Source organism: Mucilaginibacter panaciglaebae (assembly GCF_039539265.1).
GTDB classification, from domain to species: domain Bacteria; phylum Bacteroidota; class Bacteroidia; order Sphingobacteriales; family Sphingobacteriaceae; genus Mucilaginibacter; species Mucilaginibacter panaciglaebae.
The window spans coordinates 176326-189889 of the sequence record NZ_BAABCV010000001.1; the positions used below are offsets into that span (position 1 = coordinate 176326).

Annotated in this window: 11 protein-coding genes; 5 read left to right on the forward strand and 6 right to left on the reverse strand. The window is 43.7% G+C overall.

What is annotated here, in order from left to right:
• Positions 1-11: 11 nt before the first annotated feature.
• Genes ABD772_RS00790 through ABD772_RS00800 form a run of 3 tightly spaced genes read right to left on the reverse strand, consistent with a single transcriptional unit; the run spans position 12 to position 5807 of the window.
• A complete protein-coding gene (locus tag ABD772_RS00790; RefSeq protein ID WP_345100350.1) occupies positions 12-1088 on the reverse strand; it encodes a Gfo/Idh/MocA family protein in 1077 nt (358 codons plus the stop codon).
• A gap of 26 nt (positions 1089-1114) precedes the next feature.
• Complete coding sequence (locus ABD772_RS00795) at positions 1115-4492, reverse strand: DUF1080 domain-containing protein (RefSeq protein ID WP_345100353.1); 3378 nt, start codon at positions 4490-4492, stop codon at positions 1115-1117.
• A gap of 34 nt (positions 4493-4526) precedes the next feature.
• Complete coding sequence (locus ABD772_RS00800; protein ID WP_345100356.1) at positions 4527-5807, reverse strand: Gfo/Idh/MocA family oxidoreductase; 1281 nt, start codon at positions 5805-5807, stop codon at positions 4527-4529.
• Positions 5808-5929: 122 nt separating this feature from the next.
• On the opposite strand from ABD772_RS00800, the gene ABD772_RS00805 reads away from it, so the two are divergent.
• The 4 genes from ABD772_RS00805 to ABD772_RS00820 all read left to right on the forward strand — a co-directional run bounded on the left by ABD772_RS00805 (position 5930) and on the right by ABD772_RS00820 (position 9389).
• Positions 5930-7168, forward strand: a complete 1239-nt coding sequence (locus tag ABD772_RS00805) for a nucleoside permease (RefSeq protein WP_345100358.1) — start codon at positions 5930-5932, stop codon at positions 7166-7168.
• A gap of 345 nt (positions 7169-7513) precedes the next feature.
• Positions 7514-7642: a hypothetical protein gene (locus tag ABD772_RS00810; protein WP_345100360.1), complete on the forward strand. Its 129-nt coding sequence runs from the start codon at positions 7514-7516 to the stop codon at positions 7640-7642.
• 98 nt (positions 7643-7740) lie between these two features.
• Positions 7741-8895, forward strand: coding sequence for a zinc-dependent alcohol dehydrogenase (locus tag ABD772_RS00815; RefSeq protein ID WP_345100362.1), 1155 nt, complete (start codon positions 7741-7743; stop codon positions 8893-8895).
• 2 nt (positions 8896-8897) lie between these two features.
• The gene (locus ABD772_RS00820; protein ID WP_345100364.1) at positions 8898-9389 is read left to right on the forward strand and encodes a hypothetical protein; all 492 of its coding nucleotides are present in this window, start codon (positions 8898-8900) and stop codon (positions 9387-9389) included.
• Positions 9390-9394: 5 nt separating this feature from the next.
• Here ABD772_RS00820 and ABD772_RS00825 read toward each other — a convergent pair whose 3' ends face one another.
• Genes ABD772_RS00825 through ABD772_RS00835 form a run of 3 tightly spaced genes read right to left on the reverse strand, consistent with a single transcriptional unit; the run spans position 9395 to position 12532 of the window.
• On the reverse strand, positions 9395-10690 hold the full coding sequence (locus ABD772_RS00825) for an MFS transporter (protein WP_345100366.1): 1296 nt from the start codon (positions 10688-10690) through the stop codon (positions 9395-9397).
• The gene (locus ABD772_RS00830; RefSeq protein ID WP_345100368.1) at positions 10687-11769 is read right to left on the reverse strand and encodes a zinc-dependent alcohol dehydrogenase; all 1083 of its coding nucleotides are present in this window, start codon (positions 11767-11769) and stop codon (positions 10687-10689) included. Before ABD772_RS00830 ends, ABD772_RS00825 begins: the two co-directional genes overlap by 4 nt.
• 25 nt (positions 11770-11794) lie before the next feature.
• Positions 11795-12532, reverse strand: a complete 738-nt coding sequence (locus tag ABD772_RS00835) for an SDR family oxidoreductase (RefSeq protein ID WP_345100370.1) — start codon at positions 12530-12532, stop codon at positions 11795-11797.
• Positions 12533-12680: 148 nt separating this feature from the next.
• On the opposite strand from ABD772_RS00835, the gene ABD772_RS00840 reads away from it, so the two are divergent.
• Entirely contained in the window at positions 12681-13562 is an 882-nt protein-coding gene (locus tag ABD772_RS00840; protein ID WP_345100372.1) for a glucose 1-dehydrogenase, read from the forward strand.
• The last annotated feature ends 2 nt before the right edge of the window (positions 13563-13564 follow it).

Here is a 13564-nt window from a genome sequence, read left to right on the forward strand (position 1 = left end):
CTTAATTTGCATTATAGCATTACCACCTGCCCGGTCTTTACCGATTCATCACAGGCAAATGCTATTCGTAAACTATTGATAGCATCCTGTGTCGGATCGTTAAGGTCGAGGTCTTCCCTTATGGCTTTTAGGAAAAACCGTTGCTCGCGGTTGCATAGTTCCTGGTGGTCTGGCTCATCATGCAGGTCAATATATTCGTCGGGTTTAATAAACTCATCATCTTTATTAATGTCGGCATGATGCACCTTGATCGACTCGGTTTTAGTATGAGAGTCCACCGAATCGGACTGCCCGGCTTTTGAAGCATTCCTGGCAACTATAGACACCGCTCCTTTAGGTCCGAATACATCTTTAATAAAAAATGCAGTTTCGCTGACCATTGGCCCCCAGCCTGCTTCATACCAGCCAACCGACCCATCTTCAAACCTGATCTGTAACTGACCGTAATTGTAATTCCAATCAGGCACCTCGTCGGTTAGTCTTGCACCTATAGCGTTTACCTGTATTGGCTTTGAACGCGTCATCTGGCACATTATATCGATATAATGTACAGCACAATCTACAATAGGGCTCAGGCTCTTCATCAGGTTACGATGCACTGTCCACATATAACCATGGCTTTGCTGATTCAGGTTCATGCGCATAACCAGGGGTTTACCCATTTGACGGGCAACCTCTATAAACTTTCCCCATGAAGGATGGTAGCGCAGAATATAACCAACAACTAGCTTTTTACCGGCCTTCTTTGCCGCTTCGGCTACGCGGACAGCGCCTTCGACGGTATCGGCAAGCGGCTTTTCGATGAAAACATGGCAGCCATTTTCAAATGCTTTAATAGCAAATTCTTCGTGCGTGTCAGGGTAGGTTGAAATGCAAACGGCATCGGGCCTGGTGGCTTCCAGGGCTTCTTTATAATCGGTAAACAAAGTATAGCCGCCTCCTAATTTTTCGTTAAGCACCACCTTACTATTGCCGGTAGATACCAATCCACATATTTCAAATCCATCAAGGTTATGGTAAGCTGTGGCGTGCGACGCGCCCATATTACCACAGCCAACCACCAATACTTTTATATTTTTATCAGACATGTTCTTTCTTATTCGCGCAATATCGTTTATTTTTCTTTGCTCAGATCTTTTACACGGATGTTTCTAAAATATACCACATCGCCATGTCCAAGAAAACCTATATGACCGCTATCACGCTGCAAGCCAGGATGCGGTTTGCCATCGGCAGCGCCATTTTTACGGGCTTCGGTAATATCCGCATCGTTTATAACAGTTCCGTTTAATATCACTTTAATTTTCGGCCCTTTTACAATTACTTCTTCATAGTTCCATTCGCCCACAGGTTTGAGAAAGCCACGTTTGGCAGGAATAGTTCCATAAACCGATCCGTGATATTGATAAACATGTAAGTTTTTATATTGCGGCGCTTCATTATCTAATATTTGTAGTTCCATTCCCGTGTAAGCAGCATCGCCCTCTAAAGGCGCCCTGATACCCAAACCGTTATTAGCGCCCGGAGTCAGCTTAAATTCAAACCTGAAAACGAAATCACTAAATTCTTCTTTGGTGTATAAATTACCGCCGTTACCCTTACCCGGCCTTGGATGAATAACCAAATTACCATCGTCCGTTGTGTAATCCACCGTATTACCAATCCAGTTAAACATGTTAGTACCATCAAACAAAACTTTAAAGCCATCTTTTTTCTCTTCGTCACTTAACACAAAAGGGTTTACCTGCGGCAGTTCTTTGATATATAAATCGCGATAAGCTACCGGCGAACCATGCGCCTGTAATTCTATCTGTTCTATGGGGAATATTGGTTGTTTGCGGTCCCAATAATTTTCCAGTATTACGTTATCAGTAACCAACTGGCCGTTCAAATAAACGGTAACGCGGTCGCCTTTCATAATGATATGGAAGGTATTCCACTCATCCAATTTATTGTCGGCAACTTTAAGCGGCTTACTTTCATTAACCTGGTTATTATACAAACCTCCAGAGCCTACCTGCGCACCTGCACTATGGCGGGTTGTATCCCATATCTGCACCTGAGGTGATCCGCGCAGATAAATACCGGCATCGCCTTGGCCTTTATGATCATCAATGATCTTCCAGTCGACATACATTTCAAAGTCACCGTACTTTTTTACGGTGCATAAGTTCTGGAAACCTTTGCCCTCAAACAATAGTTCGCCATTCACCGGCTTCCAATCAACTTTAGCTTCAGCGTCTGCTTTTTCTTGTGCTGCTGCTAAAGTTTTAGCGTCCATTTTAGCGCGTTTTATCGGGTCGGCTACCAAGCCTTTCCAGCCGGCAAGGTCCGTACCGTTAAACATTGACACAAAGCCTTCGCCCGGTTTCATGGCTGTAATGTATTTGTCTATCGCATCTTTTTGACGATTATTAACCAAAGGCTTTGCTTTATTTAACAGGTCTTTGATCATATCGCCGTTGTATTCGCCAGCCAATGTAACCTTGACCAACGAGTTGGCTGCTATCTGTTTTAAGTCGGCATCTTCAAGATATTTGCCCGCAAATACGATCGAATTAAAACATTTAGCCTGCTCGACGCTGCCTAATATTCTTTTCTTCTGATCAACGTCCTGAGTAACGGCCATCGCTTCGCGAAGCAATAACAGGTGTTGCTCTGGTGTATAAGTATTTTGGTCTACAACATTCAGATAGCCGGTTACGGCCATACCGGAAAGCTCCGCATCCTTAGTTTCATGTGCTATTTTGATAAGTTGATGTGTAATCCCACTATTAGCCCATACAGAGAAAGCATTTACCGCCGCTTTTTTTGTATTTATATTACCTGAGTTATAAGCGTCTGTAACAACCTTTAATGCTTTATCATTACCAAGCCGGGCCAGTATCTTGTAATAAGCGGCCTTTTTAATTTCGGAGGCATTGGCCATGTGTTGTAAAACAGCATCGGTTTGTTGCGGCTTGTCATCTGCTGTGGTAACAACAGCAATTATAGCGTCCTGAACGGCATCTTGCTCATCGTCGTTTGTTTCATTAAGCAGCGTAAACAGCTTAGGTAAATTTTGTTTTGACGACACCCTTCTTAATGCCGAAAAGGCTGCTTGCCGGCTATGAGCATTGGCACTTTTTAATTGCGCAAAAACCGTATTAAACTGATCGCTGGCTGCTCTTGTATCTAATATACTGATCAAGGCAACCTGCGCGCTTTGTTTTGCAGAAGGAACAGCCGCCGCAACCTGTTGGGTTACTGTTAGCCCTTTCATATGATTGATAGCTTCGACTATATTATCGATGTCGTCGGATTCGCTGTTGTTCATCAGTTTGATCAAAGCGCCGAGGACTTGTTCCTGACCGATATTAACTGCTGCATTAACAGCAGCGAGCCTAACTTGCGGACTTTTACTTTTGCCTTGAGCAAGGACGGCAGGCAATGCTGTTTTGGCCGAGGTTTGGCCGAGCATGTAAAGTATATCAACCTTAACATCGTCGTTGGCTACAGCAAGTTTTTTTGTCCAAAGCGAAACCGTTTTGGCATTTACATAGGGTAATGCAAACCTAAGCGCTGCCGCGCGGTATTGGGGGTTTGCATCTGTGGCAGCAGTAAGTAACAACGTTTGTTTATTAGCGCTGGCATCCGCTAATATTTTCAGGGCTTGTATGCGCACGTTAACCAGGTCGTCGCCTTTTGTCTTAGCTATCAGGCTATTCGCTATTTTTTGCGACTCAAGCTTATTTCCGTCCTTAAGCAATTGCTCTGTATAAATAAGATATGATTTGGTGGCGTTGGTATTTTCATATTTATAGCCACTTTTTGCAGCGGCAGTTGCCAGTACTGTTGCTGACGATGGATCTGCTATCAGTGCCAGCGCATAATAGGATACTTTGGCTAACGGACCATCGGCGGTTTTAGCCAAAGCATTAATCTGCTTAGTTGCAGCTTTATAACGAATGTTACCTAACGCCTCAATCACAGAAAGTTTTGCAGCACCATCGGCTTTTGGTAAAGCAGCTAACAAGGCAGTTTTTGACGCGGGGCTATTGATCTTTACCAAAGCCCGGGAAGCAGCATCGGCCAGGTCATTGTCTGTCAGATATTCCTTAAGGGTAGGCACGGCATCATCCCGCCCAACCAAATCAAACTGGCTGATGATAAATTGCTTATTTTGTTTATCAGTAAGCTTCTGTAAGGCTTTAATATAAGCATCGACGCTCATTTTTCGAAGATTTTCACTGCCGGTTTGTGTTACGTAAGCTGTAAAGCCGCCAACTGTATACTCAATAGCGGCATTGTTACCTTTGCCGGGAGCGGTAAGGCCACTAATCAGCGTTACGTAACCGTCTTCGCCTAAATCAGCAACGCTGCTGATATTTTTCTTCAGTGCAGCTGCATTGTTAGCGGGCATTTGAGCAAGTACCGCCGCTATTTTTGCGTCCTGTGCCCAAACCACGCTTTGCAGTGAGGCTAGTATTAAAAAAAAGTATAATTTTTTCATCAATATAATATTTGATAGTGTGAGGATCGGTAGATTAAATACTAAATGGTGCGCGCATAGATGGGTTTATCATCCGGTTTGCTGCATCATCGCCTATAAACTCCATCTTAACCGGGTCAAATTTTAACGAACGGTTCAGCTTTAATGCAATTAATCCCATATTAACAATTGTGCACGAACGAAAAGCATTTTCTTCATTTAAAGTGAATTTCTGCCTTGTTTTAACGCTCTCCACAAAACTGGTCATTTGTGGTGCAGGATCCGGGAAGGCGGCAAGCTTACGGTCCAGGTCAGGGATATCCGATTTAAAACCCTGATATAATTTACCTTTGGGCCCTTCAATATAGGGCACATTGGTGTCTTTACCCTCGCCATCAAGAATGATCTGACAGCCATCGGCGTAGGTATAAGTTATTCTTCGCCAGGTTCCAACAGCGTCGGTATGTTGCTGAGGCGCATCAACTTCAACCGAAATAGGATTGGTATCATCTTTACCCAGAAAATATTGGACAGGGTCTAAATAGTGCTGGCCCATGTCGCTCAAACCGCCGCCATCATAATCCCAATACCCGCGAAAAGTCTGGTGAACGCGGTGCGGATGGTAAGGCTTATATTGCGCAGGACCAAGCCAGGTATCATAATCCAGTTCGGGGGGTACGGGTTGAGGCACCAAATTGTCCTGGCCTACCCAATAAAATTTCCAGTCGTAACCGGTATGCTTACCAACCGTAACTTTTAGCGGCCAGCCAAGCATCCCGCTGTCCACCAATTTTTTGATCGGTTTAACGGGCGTACCCATTCCATAAAAAACATCTTTATATCTGAACCAGGTGTTTATTCTAAACATCCGGCCATTAGCCTGAATAGCCTCTTTTACCCGCTTGCCTTCGCCAATAGTATGGGTCATAGGCTTTTCGCACCAAACATCCTTACCAGCATTAGCGGCATCAACAGAAATAATACCATGCCAGTGAGGCGGGGTTGCAATATGTACAATATCAACTTCAGGTAATTGGATCAATTCGCGATAATCCGAAAAAGTTTTAACGCCGTTACCCACCATTGCGGCGACATCGGCAAGGTGTTTTTTATCGACATCACAGATGGCAACTACTGGGGTATCTTCATAGGAAATATGATTACGCCCCATACCACCCACACCGACAATGGCTTTTGTTAGTTTATCACTCGGCGCCAAATGTCCGGTGCCACCCAACACATACCTGGGCACAATGGTAAAGGCCGCCACCCCTACTGCTGATTTCTTGATAAAATCTCTTCGTGAGTTTTGGGTTTGTTTTTTTGGTAGGCTCATATTTATTGGTTTAAGGGTTTGAATTTAGCTAGGTTTTAGCAACATTCCAATATGATGCAAAAGTATTTATACTATATTTACAACGACAGTCAATAAAATCATAACCAAATTACCTATAAACCATGACGACGACTACCCGGATCAAACTCTCTACCATGATGTTTCTTGAATTTTTTATATGGGGTATATGGTTTGTAACCATGGGGACTTACCTGGTCAAAAATTTACATGCTACCGGAGTACAAAATGCAACCGCTTATGCGACACAGGCATTAGGCGCCATCATTGCGCCAACTTTTATTGGCTTAATAGCAGATAAATACTTCTCGGCGCAAAAGGTATTAGCGGTCTTGCATATTATAGGGGCTATACTGATGTACTGTGCAAGCAAGGCCACTGATTTTAGCAATTTTTATATCTTTTTGCTGCTTTACATGCTGATTTATATGCCAACGTTGGCCTTAGTAAATACTGTTTCATTTAAACAAATGCTTAATCCAAATAAGGAGTTTCCGTTGGTACGGGTATTCGGAACCATTGGCTGGATCATTGCCGGGCTGCTTATTGGCTGGCTCGGATGGGAACAAAGCGGATCGCTTGTATTAACTTTCACCACGGCTGCAGTCGCCTCACTTATCCTTGGTCTGTTGGCATTTTCGTTACCCGACACCCCACCAGCCAAACGCGGTCAAAAAATATCGCTGGGCGATGTGTTTGGACTCGAAGCGCTTGGTTTATTAAAGAAACGATCTTTCCTGGTTTTCTTTTTGGCGTCATTAAGTATCTGCATTCCGTTGGCATTTTATTACAACTTTACCAATCCGTTTTTGAATGAAATAGGCGTTAAAAAAGCCGCGGCTATTCAATCAATAGCACAATTTTCGGAATTGGCTTTTATGATTGCCATGCCTTTTCTTTTAATAAAATTCGGCATAAAAAAAATACTGGCAATGGGTATGCTCGGGTGGGGCGTGCGCTATATACTATTTGCATTTGGCAACGCAGAGGCCGGCTACTGGATGTTACTGGGAGGCATTATAGTTCATGGCATATGTTATGATTTCTTTTTTGTCGCCGGGCAAATTTATACCGATAACCTGGCTGGCGAACATTATAAAAATGCCGCTCAATCTTTAATTACCCTGGCCACTTATGGTGTAGGTATGTTTATTGGTTATACGGTGTCTGGCCCTATAGTTGATCATTATCAAACATCGGCCTCCATACATAATTGGCAAAACATCTGGCTTATACCAGCAGGCATAGCGGTTGTAGTGCTGATATTATTTTTGCTGCTTTTTAAGGACAAAGCTCCTGCTAATAATAGTGGTACCGATAGTATTGCCCCGATCTCTGCTTAAGTTAACTGTTAAATCAAATAACGTAAGAGGACACATCGCTATTAATAAAGGATGCCTCTTTTACTTTCAGATAGCGTACTTGCCGACCAAACTTTGAGGAATAACTATTTGTTTTCCAACCAGCAAACCTTACTGCGATGAAGACACAAATAATGGTATTATAATTATGCCGCGGTGGCGAGCAATTTTTTTCCTCTTCCAGTTAAAACTATTGAACATTCATGACTAAGAATGTAAATGCCACAAAAGTGTATCGTAAATAACCTGCCTAATCCGGAATTATTACGGTAATCACATCTAATAACTACCCAATCGATATAAGATCAAAAACCCCGCTTATAGATCATGAGTTTACTAAGAAAAAACTTATCGACTATGAGAAATGATAAAAAAGGAATTTGGGTTTGGCTGGTAACTTTTTTTATGGTGATGGCACTGGTAGCCGCAAGCTGCTGGTATTTTGCCAGAGGATAAATACGTAAGCACTGCGTAAATTACCTGAATTGATAAAATCAAAATCATAGCTTAATTCTCGCTGTTATCCTTGGAAAACAATGAAATAATATCTGCCTATGTTAGCGATGAATTACCGCGGCCCTTATCGGGTACGCACTGTACAAAAGCCAATGCCGGAGATACTGCATCCCGAAGATGCAATTGTCCGCGTAACGCGTAGCTGTATCTGCGGATCAGATCTGCATTTATATCACGGCCTGGTGCCTGATACCCGCGTAGGATCAACCTTTGGCCATGAGTTTACCGGAATTGTCGAGGAAGTAGGGCCCATGGTGCAAAATCTGAAAGTAGGCGACCACGTGTTAGTACCGTTCAATATCGCTTGCGGAAAATGTAACTTCTGTAAGCAAGGCTTGTTTGGTAATTGCCACGAGTCAAACCCGATGGCTACAGCTGTCGGCGGCATTTTCGGCTACTCACACACAGCCGGTGGTTACGACGGCGGACAAGCCGAATATGTACGGGTGCCGTATGCAGATGTCGGCCCAACTGTTATTCCGCCTGATATGGATCCGGATGATGCCGTATTACTAACCGACGTCGTACCAACCGGTTATCAGGCTGCCGAAATGGGTGGCATCAAAGAGGGTGATACGGTGGTAATATTTGGTGCCGGGCCAATAGGCATTATGGCGGCCCGCTGCGCCTGGTTCTTCGGACCTTCGAGGGTAATTATCATTGATCATATTGATTATCGCCTGGAGTTTGCTAAAAACTATGCAAAATGCGAGGCATATAATTTCAAGTCGATGGAAGACCCAGTGTTGTTCATGAAAAAAACTACCGATTGGTATGGTGCTGATGTCTGCATAGACTGCGTAGGCTGCGAGGCCGAGGGTAATACCTTACAAACTTTTAGCGGCCGGGTAGCGTTGATGCAAGCCGGCGCAGTAACCGCGCTGCAGTGGGCCATCAACTCGGTTAAGAAAGGTGGTATCGTATCTATTGTGGGTGTTTACGGGCCGCCATTTAACCTGCTGGCTATTGGCAATGTAATGAACAAAGGTATCACCATCCGTACTAACCAGGCCTCAGTAAAACGATTGTTGCCTAAATTGATTGACCACGTACAATCGGGCCGGTTAAAGCCCAGCGAATTGATTACACATCGGATCCCGATGGAAGAGATTTCTGACGCTTATCGTATGTTCTCATCTAAACTTGATAATTGTATTAAAACTGTTTTAATCCCGCCATCTGCCAAAGCTTAATTATGGAACCTATTAACGACGATTATAAAAATATTCCCGGCTGGGGCATGGATGCCGACCCGGAGAACGAACCAACATATCCTATTAAAAATTACACAGGAGATGACCATAACCGCATCAACTATGAGCGCTCGCCACAACAGCTTCAAACCGTAGAGATATTAAAGTCAATCGAGCGTCCGAGCTTAAGCGTAGTATTCGGCACCACGGTACCGCCATCCGGGTTAAGTGGAATGATACGCCGCTACGCATTTAAGCACAGTGAGGATCGTTATCGCCACTGGTTGCCGCTCATTATGGCAGACAGGATCAACGTATGCGAGGGGGTAATTAGCGATGTTCTTCACGGACACTTTCCTAACATGATCAAAGAACGCGGCTGGGCTGTCGAGTGGAAATATAACCGCGCCCGTTTCGTTAAAAAAATCGGCATAGCAACCTTAATTGCCGCAGGGGTAGCTGCACTGGTATGCAAAACAGTAAATGATCGATAGCTTAATTATAATTCCGCAGGTTCTTTCAGGGCCTGCGGATCTAAGGGCTGACGCGGAGATGCCTCGCACCATTCCTGATCACTCATAATTGATCGGGCTACCCATATACTTAAACATTGAACAGCGGCTACACCAAACAGCGCATAACGCAGTGCCGCCTGCTCGCTTACCTTGCGAGAGACAATAATAAATAACAAACAGCCGATCAGACGTCCGATATATATTCCAACTTCATGGTTAAATATATAGGCAAACTGATTTCGTTTCTCTTTTGTAGCGACACATTCAATCACGCCCAATTGAATAGGAAAATAAGCCAAATCGAGTAAAGGCCGCGCAAACACCAGGCATCCCACAAAAATTATAGCGCCAAGAGCGCTATACAACGTCATATTTACTATAGAGCCTATTAAAAACAATACTAAACCGGCGGCAAATATTTTGACCCTGTGTTCCGGTGCGCTTTTTCGTCCCAGAAAATACAACATAACAGCTGACAAAAGCGCTCCTGATGACTGAATCGACCCTATAGAACCTTCCTCGCCAACCAACCGCATAATCAGCATAACCGGCGCGGCGATGATAAACCCTTGCGCCACCCCTTTTAGCGCAGCCAGCCCCAGCATTTTATTCCACAAACGATGAAATTTAAAATAAATAAAACGTGCATTTACAGGATTTTTAAAGCCGCCGCGATGGACAATAACCGAAGCCACCACGGTTAACAAAATAACCAAACCGGTAAGGACATGGTATGCATAACGGACATGTCCACCTAGCCAACCAAGCTTTTGAGTGGCAGCAATAAAATAACCCGCTAACAGCGGCATAATAATAGAAGCGATGGTAAAAAAGAAGGTCTCGAGCCCGTAATAGTAATTACGGTTTTTGTCGTTCGTACTGGTTAACGCCAAAAACACCCGGTTAGCCCAGAAAAATCCATAAGAAAGCCCCATGATAAAGCCGATTAATGCTATACCGCCAAAGTGTAACTGCGGCAACAGCATCATAACGCCCATATCCAAGCCACTGATGATCATGCCTAAGGCGTATAAAGTAGTTATATGGAAGCGTTTGAGCAAATAACCGTTCATTATAAACGTAACCGGTATACCGGTGCCCTGCGCCAATTGGTATACCATTACTAAACTAATATCATTTGATTTACGGATAATGTAGGCTCCTAAAAACAATTCTATTACCGGGATTACCAGGGCATAAACTAAATTTGTGAGCAACAGCACGCGCATTTGCCGCGGTTGCTCACAAAAAAAATGATATTCATCGCGTACTTTACTCATATAGTAAGCGCAACAAATACGGCGTGGCTTTGTTCTTTTTTACGCGCAGTCTCAAAGGCTTTATTGATGTCGTCCAGCGAAAAGCTGTGAGTGATCATTTTACGGGCATTTAATTTGCCTTTAGCCAACAAATCAAGCGTCATCTGCATTTCAGGATAAATACCCCAGTAAGAGTAACTGGCACTCGGTATAATTTTAATTTCGGCCATTTGGATATGTGACCAATCCAGTGGTATATCTTTTTGTTCTTTTTCAAACCCGCCTACAATAACCACTTTACCGCCAATACGGCAACTATTTACTGCCTGTGGCAAAGTCATCGGCATGGCAACTCCGCCTGCACATTCAAAAACAATATCGGCGCCACGGCCATTGGTAAAGGCTTTTACGCGCTCAACAACATCTTCTTCGTCCGGGTTTACTACTTCGTCGGCCCCCAACTCTTTCGCCAATTGCAATGCCGAATCTTCTTTATCAGTTATTAATACATCAGCGCCACAAATTTTAGCCAATTGTAGCTCACCTAGCCCAATACAACCCGCACCGATTACTACCACTTTATCATTTAGTTTAATATTGCTTAATTGAATAGCGTGTAACCCTACAGAAAATGTGTCAAGTAGCGTCGCTTCTTCAAAACTTACATTATCAGGCAGCTTATAAAATTTGTAGCAAGGGCCTGCTACATATTGAGCAAATGCCTGTGATAAAGTTTTCATGCGCACCGGGTAAAGGTTAGGGCATAAATTATATTGCTGAATATTACACCAATCGCAGGTGCCGTCGCCTAACACTGTTTCAATCACAACACGGTCGCCCGGTTTTACATTTTTCACTTCGGGCCCCACCTCAACTACTTCGCCAGCTAACTCATGTCCCATTATCTTACATTCCAATTCGGGTTCCGGCTTTTTCCAGTGGCGTAGGTCTGTACCACAAATACCTGCTACCCTTACACGGGCAACAACCCAATTGGGTTCAGCCACTTTTGGTATAGATACCTGTTCTATTTCAAATTCACCGTCTTTAGTTTTTAAAGCGGCTTTCATTTCATTTTGATATTCGTTGCTTTCGTTCATATTAATACGCTTTAACTGCTAAAAATTAAATAACCTGCAAGTGTGGTCTTAATTGGATAGCTACCACATCACAGCGCAAAGGCTGCTCTACGGCATAAATTACCGCTGCAGCAATATCATCTGCCTCCAGCATTTCCAATCGTTCTTTTTGTTGATTTTTTTCTTCCTGGCTGGCTTCCTGCATTTCGGTATCAACGGCACCTGGTTCTATTAAAGTAACTTTTATGCCTAGTTCATTAACTTCTTTACGTAAACTTTCTGAAAAACCACGTATGGCGGATTTAGTGGCTACATAAATTGAACTGTTTTTTTCTTTAGTGTGCGCGCTCATTGAACCGATATTGATAATATGGCCAGATTGTGCATCTTGCATTCTGCTAACAGCTGCCTGTGCGCAGGCCAAATATGCCGTTAAATTGGTTTGTATTACCTTGTTCAATTCGCTATAATCTCCATCCATTACAGCACCGGCACCTAAGGCGGCATTGTTAACCAGGATATCTATTTTACCAAATTTACTGTCGGCTTCTTCAAATACACGGTTTATGCCATCTTCATTTGAAAGGTCGGCTAATACACCACCAAGTCGGTCTTTAAAAGCAGTGTCTGCATTTTGCAAAGTTTCGTTTAAGTGATCAGAATCGTGACCAACGGCTAATACCCAGGCGCCCGCCGCCGCCATCTGATAGGTTATTGCGCGTCCTATACCCGTCGAAGCCCCTGTTACGATAATTGATTTCCCTGTGAAGTCTATTCTATTCATGGTTCGATGTTTTTGTATTGAACAATGTTTTCAGGCGCTCGTTTCGTAGTAATGAAAAATGCGTAAAAACCGCAACAAAAAATTATCAATTGGGTAGTTAATACTCAAACTATGTTTTAGTTAATGGTGTTTAATTAAAAAAGCCATTATGGAAACACAGGGAATAAACCCTAAAAACCGCTATCCTGAACCACCCTATCCGGCGCAGCGGCAAGCAGTACCGGGTACGATAAGCGAGATGGATCCGGTGCCCGATCATGGTGAAAAAACCTATCAGGGTTCGGGCAGGCTCAAAGGGAAAAAAGCCATTATTACCGGTGGAGATTCTGGGATAGGACGTGCCGTGGCTATTGCTTTTGCACGCGAAGGGGCCGATGTACTTATTGCTTATTTAAATGAGGACAGCGACGCAGACGACACTGCCAGATATATTACGGATGCCGGACAAGAAGCAGTGCTGGTAAGGGGCGATATCAGCGATGAAGCGCATTGTCGGCAAATAATTGAAAGGGCTGTAGCCGAATTTGGTCAGATTGATATATTGGTAAACAATGCGGCTTTTCAAATGAGCCATGAAAGCCTGCAGGAAATATCAGCCGAAGAGTGGGATAAAACATTTAAGACCAATATTTATGCGATGTTTTACCTATGCAAAGCCGCCGAACAACATCTTAAGCCTGGCAGCGCTATTATAAATACAACCTCGGTAAACGCATACCAGCCTAAACCCAAGCTTGTGCCTTATGCAGCAACTAAAGGTGCAATACAAAACTTTACTGCCAGCATGGCGCAATTGTGGGCTGAAAAAGGAATAAGAGTTAATTGCGTAGCTCCGGGCCCGGTTTGGACGCCATTAATTCCATCGACTATGCCAGAAGAAGAAGTGAAGAATTTTGGTAAAACCACACCACTGGGGCGTACCGGACAACCAGCCGAACTGGCGCCCGCTTATGTGCTGTTAGCATCAAACGAATCAAGTTTCATGACCGGCGCTACTATTCAAGTGACCGGCGGAACACCAACTATTTAAGG

Bases quoted from the DNA above. Each gene is read 5' to 3' on its own strand.
- ABD772_RS00805 (WP_345100358.1), top strand. From the start codon at position 5,930: ATGACGACGACTACCCGGATCAAACTCTCTACCATGATGTTTCTTGAA.
- ABD772_RS00830 (WP_345100368.1), bottom strand. From the start codon at position 11,769: ATGAACGAAAGCAACGAATATCAAAATGAAATGAAAGCCGCTTTAAAA.
- ABD772_RS00795 (WP_345100353.1), bottom strand. From the start codon at position 4,492: ATGAAAAAATTATACTTTTTTTTAATACTAGCCTCACTGCAAAGCGTG.
- ABD772_RS00800 (WP_345100356.1), bottom strand. From the start codon at position 5,807: ATGAGCCTACCAAAAAAACAAACCCAAAACTCACGAAGAGATTTTATC.
- ABD772_RS00820 (WP_345100364.1), top strand. From the start codon at position 8,898: ATGGAACCTATTAACGACGATTATAAAAATATTCCCGGCTGGGGCATG.
- ABD772_RS00840 (WP_345100372.1), top strand. From the start codon at position 12,681: ATGGAAACACAGGGAATAAACCCTAAAAACCGCTATCCTGAACCACCC.
- ABD772_RS00790 (WP_345100350.1), bottom strand. From the start codon at position 1,088: ATGTCTGATAAAAATATAAAAGTATTGGTGGTTGGCTGTGGTAATATG.
- ABD772_RS00835 (WP_345100370.1), bottom strand. From the start codon at position 12,532: ATGAATAGAATAGACTTCACAGGGAAATCAATTATCGTAACAGGGGCT.
- ABD772_RS00810 (WP_345100360.1), top strand. From the start codon at position 7,514: ATGAGTTTACTAAGAAAAAACTTATCGACTATGAGAAATGATAAAAAA.
- ABD772_RS00825 (WP_345100366.1), bottom strand. From the start codon at position 10,690: ATGAGTAAAGTACGCGATGAATATCATTTTTTTTGTGAGCAACCGCGG.
- ABD772_RS00815 (WP_345100362.1), top strand. From the start codon at position 7,741: ATGTTAGCGATGAATTACCGCGGCCCTTATCGGGTACGCACTGTACAA.